This is a genomic window from Psychrobacillus sp. Z16_25 (genome assembly GCF_056856695.1).
In genome coordinates, this window is record NZ_JBXEOV010000007.1 from 83,180 (window position 1) to 100,008 (window position 16,829).

Here is a 16,829-nt window from a genome sequence, read left to right on the forward strand (position 1 = left end):
ACACTCTTTTTTATTTTCCCTGAATAGATCTCCTTATTCCCTATGCTTTATCTCAGGGTATATTCCGACTTTTTTAGACATATAATGAGTCATTAAAGCAAAGGGAGGTGAATTCGATCGCTGGTCTATTGACTGCATTTATCAATATTGTTGTAGACCTTCCGCTTGTTCTTGGTTATTTGAAAGGCCAGGCATTCCATCAGCCCTTGACGCCCGAAGAAGAACAAGTGATGATTGCACGATTCTTAGATGGAGATATGACTGCTAGAGATGAATTAATTGAGCGGAACATGCGCCTAGTAGCTCACGTTGTGAAAAAATTTCATCCAAAGCATGAACTCTTGGATGATTATATTTCTATCGGTACGATCGGGTTAATGAAAGCTGTTAATAGCTATACACCTACCAAAAAAACCAAGCTAGCCACTTATGCAGCTAGGTGTATTGAAAATGAGATACTAATGTATCTGCGTTCCTTAAAAAAAGTACAGAAAGATATTTCCTTGCACGAGCCAATTGGAACAGATAAGGATGGACATTCCCTAGAAATTACTGATCTGCTGCAAGGATTAGAAAAAAGTACAGATGAACAATTAGTAGATGAAGAAGATACTAATCGACTATACACTCATTTATCTAATTTAGATAAAAGGGAATTGGATATTATTGTGAGAAGGTATGGGCTCCAGGGACATGAGCCAATGACTCAAAAGGAAATTTCCAAGCAGTTAAAAATATCTAGAAGCTATGTATCTCGTATTGAAAAGAGAGCGTTAGTCAAGCTCTACCAATCTTATATCCATGAAAAAAACTCTTTCGATGCGAACACCAAAAGAGTCTAAGCTTACTTAGTCTTCACTTGTCTCTGCAATCATAATAAAACTTAACACTGCTGTTACTAAAATCGACATAGCCATAATAAAAACCATAATCCTTCCCCCTACGATCGAAATGATTTCCTTCTTTCTCCATCATAGCATATAGGGTAGAGCCAAATAATATGATTTTTTTCTTCTGTTTGTCCATTTAATGACATATTATAGCTTTTCTATCACATGCAAAACGACTTCCGTTGAATGCTTAGCAGCTGTTGGTAAAAACTCATCAAAGCTAATGGAAGATTCTTTTCCTGCTATATCAGACAATGCTCGAATTACAACAAAGGGTACGTTAAACTGATGACAAACTTGAGCAACAGCTGCGGCTTCCATTTCACATGCCTTCATTTGCGGGAAATTTTTTCGAACCTCTTCCACTCTTTCAGGATTATGCATAAATACATCACCAGTAGCTATTAAACCGGTTGCAGCTTGGTGCTCACCAATTTCCTTCACAGCTTCTTCTGCGAATTTCATTAAATCAGCGTCCGCCTTAAAGGCTGCAGGTAGTTGAGGAACCTGACCCATTTCATATCCAAATGCCGTCACATCCACATCGTGATGTCTTACTTCATCCGAAATAACAATTGCCCCTACCTCTAAGTTTGGGTCATAGCCACCAGCGGAACCAGTATTAATGACATAATCAGGCTGATATTCCTGCAAAAGAATAGCCGTTGACATTGCAGCATTTACTTTTCCAATCCCACTTTTTAAAAGTACTATTTCTTTTCCTTTATAGCTTCCAACAGTGTACTCACTATTTGCAATAATTTGAGAGTCGCTATTATCTAGTTTTCCTCTTAGTAGTTCCACTTCTTCTTCCATTGCTCCGATAATTGCTATTTTCATTTTATTACCCCTCTCTAAAACACTTATTTAAAAATATAGGAAAGCGGTACAATACGTCAAGCACCGCTTTCTATACGAAAAGTATGTTCTTATTGTATCATGGCAGAGTTTTTAATGTTTCCTTCTTAGTCGGCTTCCAGCCCTGACCGTCGACCCACTCAAGATAGACACGGTAGATTTCTTTGCTATCTTTGGAGGTGACTGTTCCAACTGATTTTTGTGGGCTACCACCATTTCCTAAATACTTAATATACATATCTGATTCATTTAGCTTAGTTGCATAAGCAATCGCACTAACTTTTTCTTTCCAATCAATAGAATCCTTATCGTAAATAGATACATGCTCTCCAGATTGGGAGGTTCCAATCGGCTGCCAATTCTGATCGACTTCTACTTCTATAACATTCGGATCGTCTGAGCCCTCTGTAAGAATTGATTCCTCTTCGGCTGGTGTTTGACTTGATGTATCAGCTGATTCTGAAGCTGATTCTTCTGATTCTGAAGTAGATTCCTCTTCCTCTTCTTTTATTTCCTTTGTTACAAGCTCCTTTTCTTCTTCCTCCTCAGTTTTGTTTTCTAGTTCAGTAGGTTCCACTGAGGTATTTTCTTGTTCTACTTCTTTAACCGTCTTTTCATCACCCGATACAATGTTCCATACCACCGTTACAATTAGTACTAAAAAAACTCCAATAAGAATATTTAATATAGTATTTGATTTTTTTCTTTTATGACGCGAAAGCATCCTACTATTCTGTGACATAGAAATCCCCCTAAACATGATTCAATAGATTAATATACACGATATTACACCACTTTGGGCTTCATGGAAAACAAAAAGGTACGCACGTTGTTTACGAAATAATCTTGGTTTAGTTACCATATAAAATGGCTAGTTTCGATGCAGGTTCCAAGCAATAACTCCCAGGAAAAAACCAAGACTTTCAAAATAACGTCTTTACATATGGCGACGCTTTATCCTTAAACAAGCTTTCTTGTACCAGTAATTTCAACCTATCATACAAAAAATAGTTAAAAAGTCTTCCACACCTTAGGTGAATAGAAACCATTATTGTTCCAAAGAAAAAAGGCATTGAGAGCAAATAATTGCCTATCAATACCTTACATTTATACGTACAATAAATAATTAGTAAATATGCTTCTTGCATATTTTACATATCTCTAATTGTTCGCTTAAGAGATGGATTTAATTTCTACATCCATTTCTCCACCTGGTGTAATGATTTTAACCTTGTCACCAGTGGATTTTCCGAGTAGTCCTCTAGCAATTGGAGAATCGTTGGATATTAATCCCTCTAAAGGATCTGCTTCTGCCGATCCTACGATTGTATAAGTTTCCTCATCGCCATCCGGAATTTCGACAAAAGTAACAGTTTTTCCTAGTGTTACAACATCATTATTATCTTCTTCTTCAATAATGACTGCATTACGAATCATTGATTCAAGTGTTGAAATTCTGCCTTCCACAAACGCCTGATCTTCTTTTGCTGAATCGTACTCCGAGTTTTCAGATAGGTCGCCGAAGCTACGCGCTATTTTAATACGTTCCACGACTTCTTTTCTTTTAACCGTTTTTAGAACTTCTAGTTCTTCTTCTAATTTTCTCTTCCCCGCAGCAGTCATCGGATATTGTTTCTCTGTTGACAATTCTATACACTCCTTTAAATACCCACTATTCAATAATCATTTTTTATTCATATGCAAAATGATGAGTAGATATGAATTCAATGAAATATTTGTAAATCTTTCATCATCATATTATACAATTGCATTAGTTTCAAGAATAGTTTTTATTTTTGTTACCATTAAATCAATCGCAACTTCGTTTTGACCGCCTTCTGGTATAATCACATCTGCATATTTTTTGGTAGGTTCAATAAACTGATTATGCATTGGACGCACTACATTAATGTATTGCTCTACAACCGATTCAACCGTGCGGCCACGTTCGTGAATATCTCTTAGTATACGGCGAATGATTCGCAAATCGGAATCGGTGTCTACGAATAGCTTAATATCCATCAGATTTCGTAACCTCTCGTCCTCAAGCACTAATATACCCTCTAAAATGATAACATCCTTTGGCTCGATGGTGATGGTTTCATTTGAGCGTGTATGCTGTGCATAATCATAAACCGGCTTCTCGATTGCTTTATCGTTTAACAAGTCTGTTAAGTGCTGAATTAATAGATCATTATCAAAAGCAAAAGGGTGATCATAATTCGTATTTAATCTTTCCTCAAATTCTAAGTGACTTTGGTCTTTATAATAATAATCCTGCTCTATTACTACCACAGAATGATCCTTAAAGACCTCACTAATCGCATGTGTAACACTTGTCTTACCAGAACCTGAACCACCAGTAATTCCGATGATAAGTGGAGTACGCTTTTTCATTATTTTAACCCCTTTCTCATCATATTATTTGGGTATAACTTTACAGGACAAGTAAATTGGACAATTTGTAACGGGTGTCTTGCTGCATCCAATACTTGGTCTTTTTCATCTCTTATTTCGCCCATTGTTAGACGCACATTGTCAATTTCCGGACCGAAAAATTCAACCTCGTCACCTGGCTTAAAGTAATTGCGTTGCTGAAGTGTCACTACCTGCGTTTCTTCGTTGTAATCTAATACTAACCCAACAAAGTCCCAGCCTAGCTTTTTGTCATGTACTCCATACATTTGCTGCTCATAGCCTGGTTCACCCTCAAAAAAGGCAGTATCCGCTTCGCGGTTTGCACATTTTTCCAATTCATCTAGCCACTCTTGTTTAATTTGAAAGTTTTCAGGATCTGCACAATATGCATCAATTACTTTTCGATATACGCTTACTACCGTTGCTACATAATGGATAGATTTCATCCGGCCTTCTATTTTCAAGGAATCGATTCCCATTTCAATCATTTTAGGGATGGATTCAACTAGCTTTAAATCCTTCGGACTCATTGCAAAAGGAGTGTCGTCTTCGTCAAAAAGTGCTTTTTCTTCACCATTTGCTACTTCGTATAAATCGTAATCCCATCTGCAGGATTGACAGCAGCCTCCACGGTTGGAGTCCCTAGCCGTCATGTGATTAGAAAGAGTACATCTCCCGCTGTATGCGATACACATAGCACCATGTATGAAGGTTTCAATTTCTATATCAACCTTTTCTTTCATTAAGCGAATTTCTTCGCCTGTTGTCTCACGTGCTAGGACTACACGATGTAGCCCTTCCTCTTTCCAATACTGAACAGCCTTCCAGTTAGAGAGTGATTGCTGTGTACTTAAATGAAGCTCTAGCTTCGGTGCAGCAGTTCGACAGGTTTCAATAATGAGTGGGTCCGCTACGATGATTCCTGTAACTCCTGCTGATTCTAGTGCCTGTAAGTACTCCTCTAACCCATCCATATTTTCATTGTGCGCGAAAATATTGGTTGTCACATAGATTTTCGCTCCATATCGGTTTGCGAATTCTACGCCTTCCTTCATTTCCTCTATCGTAAAGTTTCCAGCGTTGGATCGTAAGCCGAACTCTTGACCACCAATAAACACGGCATCCGCACCATAATGAACGGCTATTTTCAGCTTCTCCAAATTGCCGGCGGGAGCTAATAATTCTGGCTTTTTTGTAATAACCCGCTTACCATCTATCAGCTCGCTGATTTTATCGATTTTTATAGTCACCTTAACCTATCCCTTCTACATACTCAATCTGGACTTAATAAACAGTTTCCTTAAAATAAAAACCAGTGTCCAATGGTCTAAGTGCTGGTTGTATCTCTTCCACTTTTTTATACAGCTCTTTCTTGATTTCGCGGTAAGTGGAACGCCCTGTATAATAAGCATCTATAGCCTGTCTATATAATGCTGTAATGGCAGTTATATAGTCCGGCTCATGCAAGACGCCCTCTATCTTCAAACTGTCAATTTCAGCATCTAACAGCTCGTCTAGTTCATCGATCATACACATATCATTTGGACTAAAAATATGAGTACCATTCTTATCTTCATAAATCGGATACTTATTGTCACGCTCTTTATCATACAAGAACATAAAACCTTGCTCTTTGTTTTCAATCTCCATCGCTTTATCTTGGAATAAGAAGTAATTTCCGATTAAGGAACGCTTAGACTGGAACATGCAGGTCATTCCATGAACTTGCACCTGTATTTCAACCTCTGCATTTTCTTTTATTTCTATTACCTCTTCTAAGCTAAGCTCACGTGCTAGAACAGCTCTTGTCGCTCCACGTTTACCCCAATAATTTGCTGTGAAATAGTTCGTTGCAGTTTGCTCAGGATTCCAGTGTAAAGGAATTGTCACTCCTGCCTCTCTTCGTGCAATAATTACAGCAGGGTCTCCAAATACAATACCATCTACCCCGATTTCTTGAAGCTTTTGCATATAAGGAGCTAGCTCGTCTACCTTTTCGTTATGAAATAAAGCATTCATCGCTACATATAGCTTTTTACCATGCTTTTTCGTTAAAACTGATGCTTTTTTGATATCCTCTAGTGAAAATTCACCAGCTAAACGCAGACCAAAAAACTGTTCACCAACTAGAAAAGCATCCGCTCCTGCTTCGATTAATGCTTCTATATGCTCTACATTTACTGGAGTAACTAGTAATTCTGCTTTTTTCATATCTGTCACCTCTTTATACTTACTAGCATTCCATCTCCAACTGGAAAGAAGGCTGTTTCATAATTTGGATGCTCTAGTAACCATTTCATAAAATGATGTTGGTTTCGCACCATTGTTCTTTTCCTTTTTGGAACTTCTTCTAATGGCAGCTCTGAAAGTCCATTTAGAAGAATATTATCACAATATATAACTCCATGGTCATTTAGAAAAGACTCATACTTTTCAAAAAAATTTTTGTATTGACCTTTGGCTGCATCGATAAAAATAGCATCAAACTTTCGATTACCTAAATTATCGGCAGTTATTTCTAAAGCATCCCCATGAATCGTATTAATTCTATCTTGAAGATTTTCCCTTGCAATATATTGTTTTGCTATCTCAAATTTTTCTTGATCTCTTTCAATCGTTGTAATATGAACATTTGTTAACTTTTTAGCCATTCGCATGGATGAATAGCCAATAGCTGTACCTATCTCTAGGATAGAAGTAGGCTTTTGGAGTAACAAGAGTTGTAGCAACGACTCCATTCCAGGCAGCTGCATAATTGGCACATGGTTTTCAGCTGCAAATTTCTCCATCTCTAAAAAAATGGGATCGCGAGATTTTATTAAATTCCCAAGAAATTCATCGCTAACTTGCATATAAGGTTTCCCCCTTTTTAAAGAATTGAGATTGTTACCGTACAAAAAACACATCTAATAATAACATAGCAGGAGAAGGAAAGCGATATCGTTTCCTTCTCCTGCATATATTATTTAAGATACTTGTTTATATTTTGAAGATGCTCATCATACGTTTCTGCAAAATGATTTTCTCCATTTTTATCGGCAAGGAAATAGAAGTAATTTGTGCTCTCTGGGTTTAAAACTGCCTCAATAGAAGATTTACCCGCATTTGCGATTGGACCTGGTGTAAGACCTTGGTTTTTATACGTATTATACGGATTGTCCACTTCCAAATCCTCAAATAGTACCCTTTCTTTATGACTGCCTAGCGCATAAAGAACGGTAGGGTCTGTTTGCAATGGCATATTTGTATTCAAGCGATTGTAGAAGACACTGGCTATAATTTCTCTATCTGCTTTGGATGTTGCCTCCTCTTCTAAAAGAGATGCAAAGGTTAATAACCAATGAACAGATTTTTCTTCACTCTCTAATATGTCATGATACTCTGCAACTACTTTGCTTGTTTGTTTAATCATTGTTTCTGCAAGTATCCGATTGGATGGATTTTCTTCATAAAAAGGATAGGTGGATGGGAATAGATATCCTTCTAGAGAATATCGAATATTTTCCCCTTTAATTTCCTCAGTCAGTAAATCAGGATGTGCCTGTATCATTTCATCGACGAATTTTTCACTTGTTACAAGCTTAAAAAAGTCTTCCGCGGAATTCCCAGTCTTTTTCTCAACCACTTCAGCAATTTGCTCGAGAGTAAGACCCTCTGGAATCGTTAGTGTAAATAATGGCTCTCTGTATATTTTCCCTGTTTTAAGACTCTGGATAATTTCATCTAACGTCATATCCTTCGATAAGTCATACGTTCCTGCTTGAAAATCAGATTCATTGTTAAATTTTACATAGTATTTAAATATCCTTGCATTCTTAATAATTCCATTTTTCTCTAAGATAGAAGAAATGCTATCTATTCCAGAACCGATTGGAATTTCAACTGTAACCTTTTCTCCTGATTCAGGATCCACTGGTTGCAGTGCACTTTTTACATAATTATAGCCAAGGAAGCCACCAATACCTATTATCAAGAACAAAACCAGTGATATAATCAGAACAATTTTTCTCACAAGCTTCACTTCTTTTTTCTTGTGTTTCATTCGTTCCAGCATGATTTCTTTTTTCTTATCATTTTCCATGGGATCTCCCCCTTTGTCCTCCTATATTATACATAATAAAAGCTAAAAAGAAAGGTTCTAAGTCAAAGTTAGGGTAGTGTCTTAGAAAGTTCGTTAATCTCCATTTCACTCGAAAAACAGCAAACTGTGTTCAAGAATACATAGTCATACAAGGAAGACCTAAGTCTCCTTCCTCTAGCCTTCTAGCTACATTTCTAATTTCAAACTGTTTGAAACAAATAATAAAACCAAAAGAAAAAGAGTGATGAGAGGAATCCCTTCTCATCACCCTTTAAAAGGAGCTGGCTTATTCTTCGTCTTCTTCCTCTTCAGCTAAAAAAGTGTTTAGCATTTCTTCAATCATATCCCACTCTGCTTCTGATTCGATTGGAAGTAAATCTCCGTCTTCTCCATTTTCGTTTGGAGTGAAGGAAGAAGCATGAATTTCAATTTCTTCGTTTTCATCCTCTTCTGCTCCTACTGGATAGTAAAGAACATATGATTTCCCAAATTCTTCTGATTCAAAAGTAAACAATACGTTACAAAGCTGCTCGTTTCCGTTTTCGTCTACTACTGTAATATTTTCTTGTCCGTGATCCATTTAACGTCACCTCATCTATTTTTTCTGTCAAGAAAGCCTTGTAAAATCATCACTGCAGCCATCTTGTCTATCACTTGCTTACGCTTTTTCCTACTAACGTCCGCATCTATTAACATACGCTCAGCAGCCATTGTTGTCAAACGTTCATCCCACAATGTAACAGGCATATTGTATTTTTCCGTTAATAGTTCGGCAAATCTTTCGGAAGCCTCCGCTCTTGGTCCCACTGAATTATTCATGTTTTTTGGAAAGCCGACAACAAATTCAGTAACTTGATGTTTTTTTACCAATTCATCAATTCGGTCCAAACCAAAGTTTGAATCATCTTCATTGATTTTAATGGTCTCAATTCCTTGGGCTGTCCACCCAAGAGCATCACTTATTGCAACTCCAACTGTTCTGGAGCCTACATCTAAACCCATAATTCTCATGCTTATGCCTCGTTATTCTTTTTGATATAGAACTTTACCAATTCCTCTAGGATTTCGTCTCGTTCCAATTTGCGTATCATATTGCGTGCATCTTGATGGCGAGGGATATAAGCTGGATCACCAGAGAGTAGGTAGCCTACAATTTGATTAATAGAGTTATACCCTTTTTCTTCTAGTGCGGAATGAACTTGTAGCATCACATGTTTTACTTCCTGCTCCATGGATTCTTCAGGAAAGTTAAATTTCATCGTTTTATCAAATGAACTCATGATCAGCACCTCGCTTTCAAAATTTTGTCAAGGTTACGAAATTATTTTATAATTATACCCTATTTTGAAAATAGTTTAAACAGTTTTGATATATTCGTAAACAGAACTTAATGCAGCCTCAAGATTTTCTGGGTCTTTAGCACCTGCCATAGCAAAGTCAGGGCGTCCTCCACCTTTCCCTCCACATTGCTCTGCAACGAATTTTACGATATTCCCTGCATGGTAGCTTCCACCAACTAAATCCTTCGTAACTCCAGCAGAAATCATCACTTTGTCTCCATCTATTGCACCTAATACTATAACTGCCTTATCAAGCTTTTGCTTTAAGTCATCCATCATTTGACGCAATTGGTTATTATCTTTCGCATCAACCTTCACTGAAAGCGCGGTTATATCGTTGACTGTCTGAGCAGAAGCCAGAACAGAAGCAGCTTGACTGTTTGCGATTTTTGCAGACAATGATTCGTTTTCTCTTTGAACATTTTTTAGTTCTGTCATTAATTGGTTAACTTTTGTTAGTAAGTCCTTTGGCTGTGCCTTTAATAAGCTTCCAGCCTCTAGAAGTAATTTCTCTTCTTCTTTTACTGCTTCATAAGCGGCCTTGCCAGTTACTGCTTCTATACGACGAGTACCAGCTCCAATACCACTCTCTGATAGAATTTTGAAGAAGCCAATCTCCGAAGTATTCTTAACGTGAACTCCACCACATAGTTCTAGTGAATAGCGGCCCATTTGAACGACACGTACTATATCACCATACTTTTCACCGAATAGTGCCATAGCGCCCATATTTTTTGCTTCGTCGAGACTGTGATAGCCCGTTACTACCGATATATTATCCCACACTTTTTCATTAACTATTCGTTCAATCGTTTCTAGCTCTTCTTTTGTAACTTGTCCAAAGTGAGAGAAGTCAAAACGAAGTCTGTCAGGACCTACATAGGAACCTGCTTGGTTAACATGTCCTCCTAATACATCCTTCAACGCTTGGTGTAACAAATGAGTAGCAGAATGGTTTTTAATCGTATGTCCGCGAAGTGTTTGATCAACAGATGCTGTCACTTCTCCACCAGCTGTGATTTCACCAGATTCTATTAACACGGTATGAAGGTTTTGTCCATTAGGTGCCTTTTGCACATCCTTTACAAATCCACGGAAGTTGTCATTTTCAATTACTCCATGGTCTGCAATCTGACCTCCACTTTCTGCATAGAAAGGAGTTTTCTCTAGGACAACCTTTACCTCGTCTCCTTCATGAGCAATGCTTACTACTTCGTTCCCTAGAACAATAGTGGAGATAGTCGTCGTAACACTTAGCGTATCGTATCCAACAAATTCACTATCATCTTGAATATTGCTGAACACCTCAGATTGTACTTGCATAGAATCTACGTTTTGGCGAGCTGCTCTAGCTCTTGAGCGCTGAGCTTCCATTTCTTTCTCAAAGCCTTCATGGTCTACAGTCATGCTTGCTTCTTCTGCATATTCCTCTGTAAGCTCAATTGGGAATCCGTACGTATCATACAGCGTAAAGGTAGTAGTACCAGGTATGAAGGATTCTCCCTTTGCTCTTTGCTCCTCTATTACTTTTTCAAGAATTGCTAAGCCGTCATGCAAGGTTTCGTGGAATCGTTCTTCCTCTGTCTTGATTACTCGCATAATAAAGTCCTGCTTCACAGTAACTTCCGGATAAAAATCCTTCATAATCTCTCCAACAACCGGTACAAGCTCGTGTAAGAATGGACGGTCAATACCTAATTGCTTGGCAAATCTAACAGCACGACGTAATAATCTTCTTAATACATAGCCTCTTCCCTCATTGGATGGAAGTGCACCATCTCCAATTGCAAAAGCAACCGTACGAATATGGTCTGCGATAACTTTGAAAGCCACATCTGCTTCTTTATCCTCTCCATATTTGTTCCCAGAGATCTCTTCTGTCTTGGAGATAATCGGGATAAAAAGGTCTGTGTCAAAGTTAGTAGGAACATTTTGTACGACACTCGCCATACGCTCTAGGCCCATTCCTGTATCAATGTTTTGCTTCGGAAGAGGAGTATACGTATGATCAGGATTGTGATTGAACTCGGAGAATACCAAATTCCAGATTTCTAAATAGCGTTCATTTTCGCCACCTGGATATAATTCAGGATCCTCTGGATCATTGCCATATTCTTCGCCACGGTCGTAGAATATTTCAGAGTTCGGCCCACTTGGTCCTTCCCCAATATCCCAGAAGTTTCCTTCCAAACGAATAATACGCTCCTCAGGAATTCCAATTTCATCTCTCCAAATAGCATATGCTTCTTCGTCCTCTGGATGAATCGTAATAGATAATTTTTCTGGTTCGAAACCAATCCATTTTTCATCCGTAAGGAATTCCCAAGCCCAATGAATCGCTTCTTTTTTAAAATAATCACCAATAGAGAAATTCCCCAACATTTCAAAGAACGTATGATGTCTAGCCGTTTTCCCAACATTTTCGATATCATTAGTACGAATAGATTTTTGGGCATTTGTAATACGTGGATTGTCCGGAATTACTCGCCCGTCAAAATATTTCTTTAATGTAGCAACCCCACTATTAATCCATAGCAAGGACGGGTCATTAATCGGCACTAGTGGAGCGGAAGGCTCTTGACTATGCCCTTTTTCCATGAAAAAGTCTAAATACATCTGTCTAATCTGTGCACCAGTCAGTTGTTTCATGATAGTTCCTCCTACTTTTTTTAATTAGTAAATATTAATGAAAAATAGAGCAATTAGAAAGCTTGTACAGACTATCAGCTATCGTGAGGTCCCATTGGAATACTTGCTGAAAATAAAAAAAGCCTTCATCCCTAAAAGGGACGAAAGCTATATTTTCGCGGTACCACCCTAGTTACATAGCAGTTTGCCATGTCTCTCGAAACCTTAACGCGGCTATACGGCAGTGATTAGCTGCACTCAAGAGTAGCTTTCCTAATTATTGTCCTGAGAACTCTTTCAGCCAATGGAGTTCCTCTCTATACAGTCAACAAATAGTACTTTCTCTGTCATCATTTTCATATATGCACTTGATTATAAGGAACGAAAGGAAAACTGTCAATCAGATTCTAAGAATTGATAGGGAGTAATCCCTTTCATGCCGATCATAGGATCTATCGCGTGATAATTATCCCCTGATAGAAAGGAAGAATCTACGAGCGTATTGTCTGCTTCCTCTATTTGTTCAATCTCCTCTTCTTGCTGATCCATTGTCTCTTCTTGCGTCAGGCGATTACATAGGGTAGTAAGACGTGTTAGGTCGTCTGTTCTTTCTACTCCCATTTTAAAAACCTCTGGATCTCCACAAAGTATGAGGAAATTTTTCGCCCGTGTAATACCAGTATAAAGAAGATTACGTCTAAGCATTTTCATATAGCTTCTTGTCACCGGCATAATGACTGTTTGAAACTCGCTTCCCTGTGATTTATGTACAGAGCAGCAATAAGCTAACGTGATCTGATTTAAATCTGTTTTTTCATAAGTTACCTCATTACCGTCAAAAGAAACTACCATCATTTCCTTTTTATCCGCAGTTTCTGCAGCTCGAAAGATACTAATTACCTCTCCCATATCGCCATTGAACACATTGCTTTCTGGCTGGTTAACCAGTTGCAGAACCTTGTCTCCAATCCGATACGTTGTATCTCCAAAAATCATTTCTTTTCTTGTGCCATCTGGATTCGGATTCACCATTTCCTGAATCATTTTGTTTAAAGTATCAATTCCCGCAGGCCCTCTATACATTGGTGCCAGCACTTGAATCTCCCGAATAGAGAGCCCTTTTGAAAGAGCACTCTTTAATACTTGCTCCACTACCTTTGGAATCTGTTCAGTCGAAGCTTTTATAAACGAGCGGTCCTTCGTTTTATTTAGCAAAGTAGATGGAACTACCCCATTTTTCATATCATGGGCTAACTCAATAATGGAAGACCCCTCTGCTTGACGATAAATATCCTTTAATTCAACAGTTGGAATCCTTTTAGAGGCAAGTAGATCCTTCAACACTTGACCCGGTCCAACAGGTGGCAATTGATCTTGGTCCCCCACAAAAATGACTTGTGCATCCTTCGGAATAGCCTTTAATAATTGATGTCCTAACCATGTATCAAGCATGGAGGTCTCATCGATAATGATTAATTTGCCCTCTATTTCTTTTCCCTCTGCATCCGCATCCTCTTGACCAGTGAAGCCTAGTAACCTGTGAATTGTCATAGCAGGCAATCCTGTTGATTCACTAAGTCTCTTGGCTGCTCTACCTGTTGGAGCCGCCAAAACAATAGGAAAGGCCTTTTTGTCCTTTACCCATTCTTTTGGGTCCAATGAAAGACCATGAAGCTCCGCATAGAGCTCCACAATCCCCCTGACAACTGTTGTCTTTCCGGTACCGGGCCCTCCTGTTAACAGTGTGATAGAAGAATTCAACGCTGTCTCGATTGCCTTCATCTGCGTATCAGCATATTGGACACCTAATCTATCCTCTAACTCTCCCACATGCTTTTTTATTTCTGAAATTGGGAAATTTTGAAATTGGTCATTCTCTTGTAAGAGTAACTCAATTTTGGAGCTGATCCCAACTTCCGAGAAATAAAGAGAAGGTAAATAGAAGCGATTTACCTCTCCAATAATTCTACTTTCTTCTGCAAGCTCTATACAGCAGGTGGTGATAGACTCGTATGTAATTTCCTCTCGCTGTGAGCTTTCTAAAAGTCTCTTTACTTCTTCTAGCAGCTGCTCTGCATATAAGAATACATGCCCCTCACTAAGAGAGGCATTTTGTAAGAGAAAATAAATGGCAGCCTTGATTCGATCCGGATGATTCCCTTTCATCCCAAGCTTAAAGCCTAGCTCATCTGCACGGATGAACCCCACTCCCTCTACCTCTTCAATTAGACGGTAAGGATTTTTGGTTAAGACATTCATTGTTTCTTCACGGTACACCTGGTAAATCTTCATTGCCAGCTGTGGACCGAATCCCCACTCATTTAACTGGATCATCACCTTTTCTAGACCCAAATTTTGCTCTAATCCAGTTCGTAAGGTATTCTTTTTATCCTCTCCAAGCTTTGGAACTTTATCTAACACACTTGCATCATCTAATATTTTATTGATAGCATTTGGTCCCAATAGCTGAACAATCTGTTCCGCAGTCTTCCTACCTATTCCAGGAAATAAATCGCTAGAAAGATAATGGATGATACCAGTTTCTGTAGCTGGGACTTCCTTTTGAAAAGTCTCGACTTGAAACTGAATACCATACTTCGGATGATTTTTAACAAAACCGGTAAACTTATATGCTTCTTCCAGAACTAAAGGAGGAAAATAGCCAGTAACAATTATTTCTTTTTCTGTATATGTAGTATTAGTGGACTTAATCTTAAGTTTTATAATGGAGAACAAGTTTTGGGGATTATGAAAGATCGAGACAATCGGTCGACCTGTTATAAATTGCTTTTCATTGTTCACTTCGTTGTTCACGATTGTCTCTCTCCTTTTTAATTTCGTAGTGAAATCATATCGTACACATATTTCGCTTGGTCGTAAGTTGGTTGAATGGTAAATGCTTCTTTTAAATGCTTCAATGCCTTTTCTGTTTCTGAAGTTGATACAGCATATAGGACACCTAGATTATAATGGGCATCTGCATTCTCTGAATCGATATCCAATATTTCTTTAAAAATCGGCTCAGCTTGCTCGAACATCTCTAAGCTAGCAAGAGCAATTCCATAGGTCAGCTTGATTTGCACGTCCTCTGCATCTAACTCATATGCTCTTTGTAGATACGGAAGTGCCAGCTTAGGAAGATCTCCCTTTTGAAAGCATTTTCCTAGCATATAATAGGCATCTGCTCCAGAAATATTGTTAGCTATCGCTTTTTCATAGAGCTTTGCAGCTTCCTCAAATCTTTCGGCATTATAATAGAGATTTGCTAAGCTATAATAAGCAGTTGCAGCTTTCTCATCTAACGTTATGGCTTTCTGGAAGAATCTTTCCGCACGCTCTTGATCATTCATAGAGGCAAGTAAGTTACCAAAATTAATATAACCGATTGCCTCCGTAGGCTCCTCTTCTATAGCCTTTGTAAAGTATTCTGCTGCTTTTGTGTAATCCTTTTCCTGTATCGCTTGTATCCCAAGTTCATTGTAATTCATCCTATTACCTCCTAGCCTACGTACTCTAGCTTATGTCCTTCTTTAAATACCTCATCAATAGTTGCTCCTCCAAGACATTCGTCGCCTTGATAAAAAACAACTGCTTGACCTGGTGTAATAGCACGGACCGGCTGGTCAAACGTTACCTTCACTTTATTATCTGGCAATAGTTCCACCTCTACCCCCACGTCCTCTTGACGATAACGGAATTTCGCAGTACAGCGGAAGGTCGATGGCTTTTCCAAGGTAGTAGTAAAGGATAAATCGGTAGCAAGTAAGCTTGTGGAGAACAACGCATCATTATTGATATTTTGTCCAACCAATAAGACATTTCGTTTTAAGTCCTTACCGATTACAAACCAAGGATCTCCTGCTCCTCCAATTCCAAGACCATGACGTTGTCCAATTGTATAGTACATAAGACCATCGTGCTTGCCCATTACTTTTCCGTCCATCGTTTCCATGGCACCTGGTTTTGCAGGTAGATATTGACTTAGAAACTCTTTGAAATTTCTTTCGCCAATAAAGCAAATACCAGTAGAATCCTTTTTCTTTGCAGTAGCAAGCCCTTGCTCCAAGGCAATTTCTCTTACTCTCTTTTTATCTAAATGGCCAATTGGAAACATTACTTTTTCCAGCTGTTCTTGTGTTAGCTGGTTAAGGAAATACGTTTGATCTTTATTAGTATCTTTCCCGCGAAGCATACGTGTTTGTCCATCACGCACCTCAACTTGCGCATAGTGACCAGTCGCCAAATAGTCTGCTCCTAATGCAAGAGCATGATCTAAAAATGCTTTAAATTTAATTTCTTTATTACACATGACATCTGGGTTTGGCGTTCTTCCTGCTTTATATTCATCTAAAAAATACGTAAAGACCTTGTCCCAATATTGTTTTTCAAAATTCACTGCATAATAAGGGATGCCAATTTGATTACATACTTTAATAACGTCCTCATAATCCTCTGTCGCCGTGCAGACGCCATTTTCATCGGTATCGTCCCAGTTCTTCATGAAAATGCCGATTACATCATACCCTTGTTCTTTTAATAAGTATGCTGCAACGGAGGAATCAACTCCTCCTGACATTCCTACCACGACTCGTGTATCTTCTTTTCTTTTCATCT

Annotated in this window: 16 protein-coding genes and 1 other annotated feature; of the genes, 1 reads left to right on the top strand and 15 read right to left on the bottom strand. The window is 38.4% G+C overall.

Annotated features, from left to right (window positions below; translation table 11 throughout):
* Positions 1–116 precede the first annotated feature (116 nt).
* Positions 117–842, top strand: coding sequence for an RNA polymerase sporulation sigma factor SigK (sigK, locus tag AC1VU3_RS09485; protein ID WP_480387722.1), 726 nt, complete (start codon positions 117–119; stop codon positions 840–842).
* 195 nt (positions 843–1,037) lie between these two features.
* Here the strand turns inward: sigK and mtnN are convergent, their stop codons facing one another.
* The 15 genes from mtnN to mnmA form a co-directional block, all read right to left on the bottom strand.
* Positions 1,038–1,730: a 5'-methylthioadenosine/S-adenosylhomocysteine nucleosidase gene (gene mtnN / locus AC1VU3_RS09490; RefSeq protein ID WP_480387552.1), complete on the bottom strand. Its 693-nt coding sequence runs from the start codon at positions 1,728–1,730 to the stop codon at positions 1,038–1,040.
* 97 nt (positions 1,731–1,827) lie between these two features.
* Positions 1,828–2,490, bottom strand: a complete 663-nt coding sequence (locus tag AC1VU3_RS09495) for a YrrS family protein (RefSeq protein ID WP_482983354.1) — start codon at positions 2,488–2,490, stop codon at positions 1,828–1,830.
* A gap of 431 nt (positions 2,491–2,921) precedes the next feature.
* Positions 2,922–3,395: a transcription elongation factor GreA gene (gene greA / locus AC1VU3_RS09500; protein ID WP_480387550.1), complete on the bottom strand. Its 474-nt coding sequence runs from the start codon at positions 3,393–3,395 to the stop codon at positions 2,922–2,924.
* A 111-nt stretch (positions 3,396–3,506) separates the two neighbouring features.
* Entirely contained in the window at positions 3,507–4,145 is a 639-nt protein-coding gene (gene udk, locus AC1VU3_RS09505; protein ID WP_480387549.1) for a uridine kinase, read from the bottom strand.
* Positions 4,145–5,416 (bottom strand): peptidase U32 family protein, encoded by a 1,272-nt coding sequence (locus tag AC1VU3_RS09510; RefSeq protein ID WP_480387548.1) that lies wholly within the window; start codon positions 5,414–5,416, stop codon positions 4,145–4,147. Before AC1VU3_RS09510 ends, udk begins: the two co-directional genes overlap by 1 nt.
* 34 nt (positions 5,417–5,450) lie before the next feature.
* Positions 5,451–6,377 carry a peptidase U32 family protein gene (locus AC1VU3_RS09515; protein ID WP_482983355.1) on the bottom strand — a complete coding sequence of 309 codons (927 nt, stop codon included), beginning with the start codon at positions 6,375–6,377 and terminating at the stop codon, positions 5,451–5,453.
* A 5-nt stretch (positions 6,378–6,382) separates the two neighbouring features.
* The gene (locus AC1VU3_RS09520; protein WP_482983356.1) at positions 6,383–7,018 is read right to left on the bottom strand and encodes an O-methyltransferase; all 636 of its coding nucleotides are present in this window, start codon (positions 7,016–7,018) and stop codon (positions 6,383–6,385) included.
* 110 nt (positions 7,019–7,128) lie between these two features.
* Positions 7,129–8,247 carry an endolytic transglycosylase MltG gene (mltG, locus tag AC1VU3_RS09525; RefSeq protein ID WP_482983357.1) on the bottom strand — a complete coding sequence of 373 codons (1,119 nt, stop codon included), beginning with the start codon at positions 8,245–8,247 and terminating at the stop codon, positions 7,129–7,131.
* A 286-nt stretch (positions 8,248–8,533) separates the two neighbouring features.
* Complete coding sequence (locus tag AC1VU3_RS09530; protein WP_480387544.1) at positions 8,534–8,827, bottom strand: DUF1292 domain-containing protein; 294 nt, start codon at positions 8,825–8,827, stop codon at positions 8,534–8,536.
* Positions 8,828–8,838: 11 nt separating this feature from the next.
* On the bottom strand, positions 8,839–9,258 hold the full coding sequence (gene ruvX / locus AC1VU3_RS09535) for a Holliday junction resolvase RuvX (protein ID WP_480387543.1): 420 nt from the start codon (positions 9,256–9,258) through the stop codon (positions 8,839–8,841).
* A 2-nt stretch (positions 9,259–9,260) separates the two neighbouring features.
* Positions 9,261–9,527: an IreB family regulatory phosphoprotein gene (locus tag AC1VU3_RS09540; protein WP_053588802.1), complete on the bottom strand. Its 267-nt coding sequence runs from the start codon at positions 9,525–9,527 to the stop codon at positions 9,261–9,263.
* Positions 9,528–9,602: 75 nt separating this feature from the next.
* Positions 9,603–12,236, bottom strand: coding sequence for an alanine--tRNA ligase (gene alaS / locus AC1VU3_RS09545; protein WP_482983358.1), 2,634 nt, complete (start codon positions 12,234–12,236; stop codon positions 9,603–9,605).
* 133 nt (positions 12,237–12,369) lie between these two features.
* Positions 12,370–12,575, bottom strand: a binding site (T-box leader).
* Positions 12,576–12,611: 36 nt separating this feature from the next.
* Entirely contained in the window at positions 12,612–15,029 is a 2,418-nt protein-coding gene (gene recD2, locus AC1VU3_RS09550) for an SF1B family DNA helicase RecD2 (RefSeq protein WP_480387541.1), read from the bottom strand.
* 17 nt (positions 15,030–15,046) lie between these two features.
* On the bottom strand, positions 15,047–15,703 hold the full coding sequence (locus tag AC1VU3_RS09555) for a tetratricopeptide repeat protein (protein ID WP_480387540.1): 657 nt from the start codon (positions 15,701–15,703) through the stop codon (positions 15,047–15,049).
* A gap of 11 nt (positions 15,704–15,714) precedes the next feature.
* On the bottom strand, positions 15,715–16,827 hold the full coding sequence (mnmA, locus tag AC1VU3_RS09560; RefSeq protein ID WP_480387539.1) for a tRNA 2-thiouridine(34) synthase MnmA: 1,113 nt from the start codon (positions 16,825–16,827) through the stop codon (positions 15,715–15,717).
* Positions 16,828–16,829: the final 2 nt, after the last annotated feature.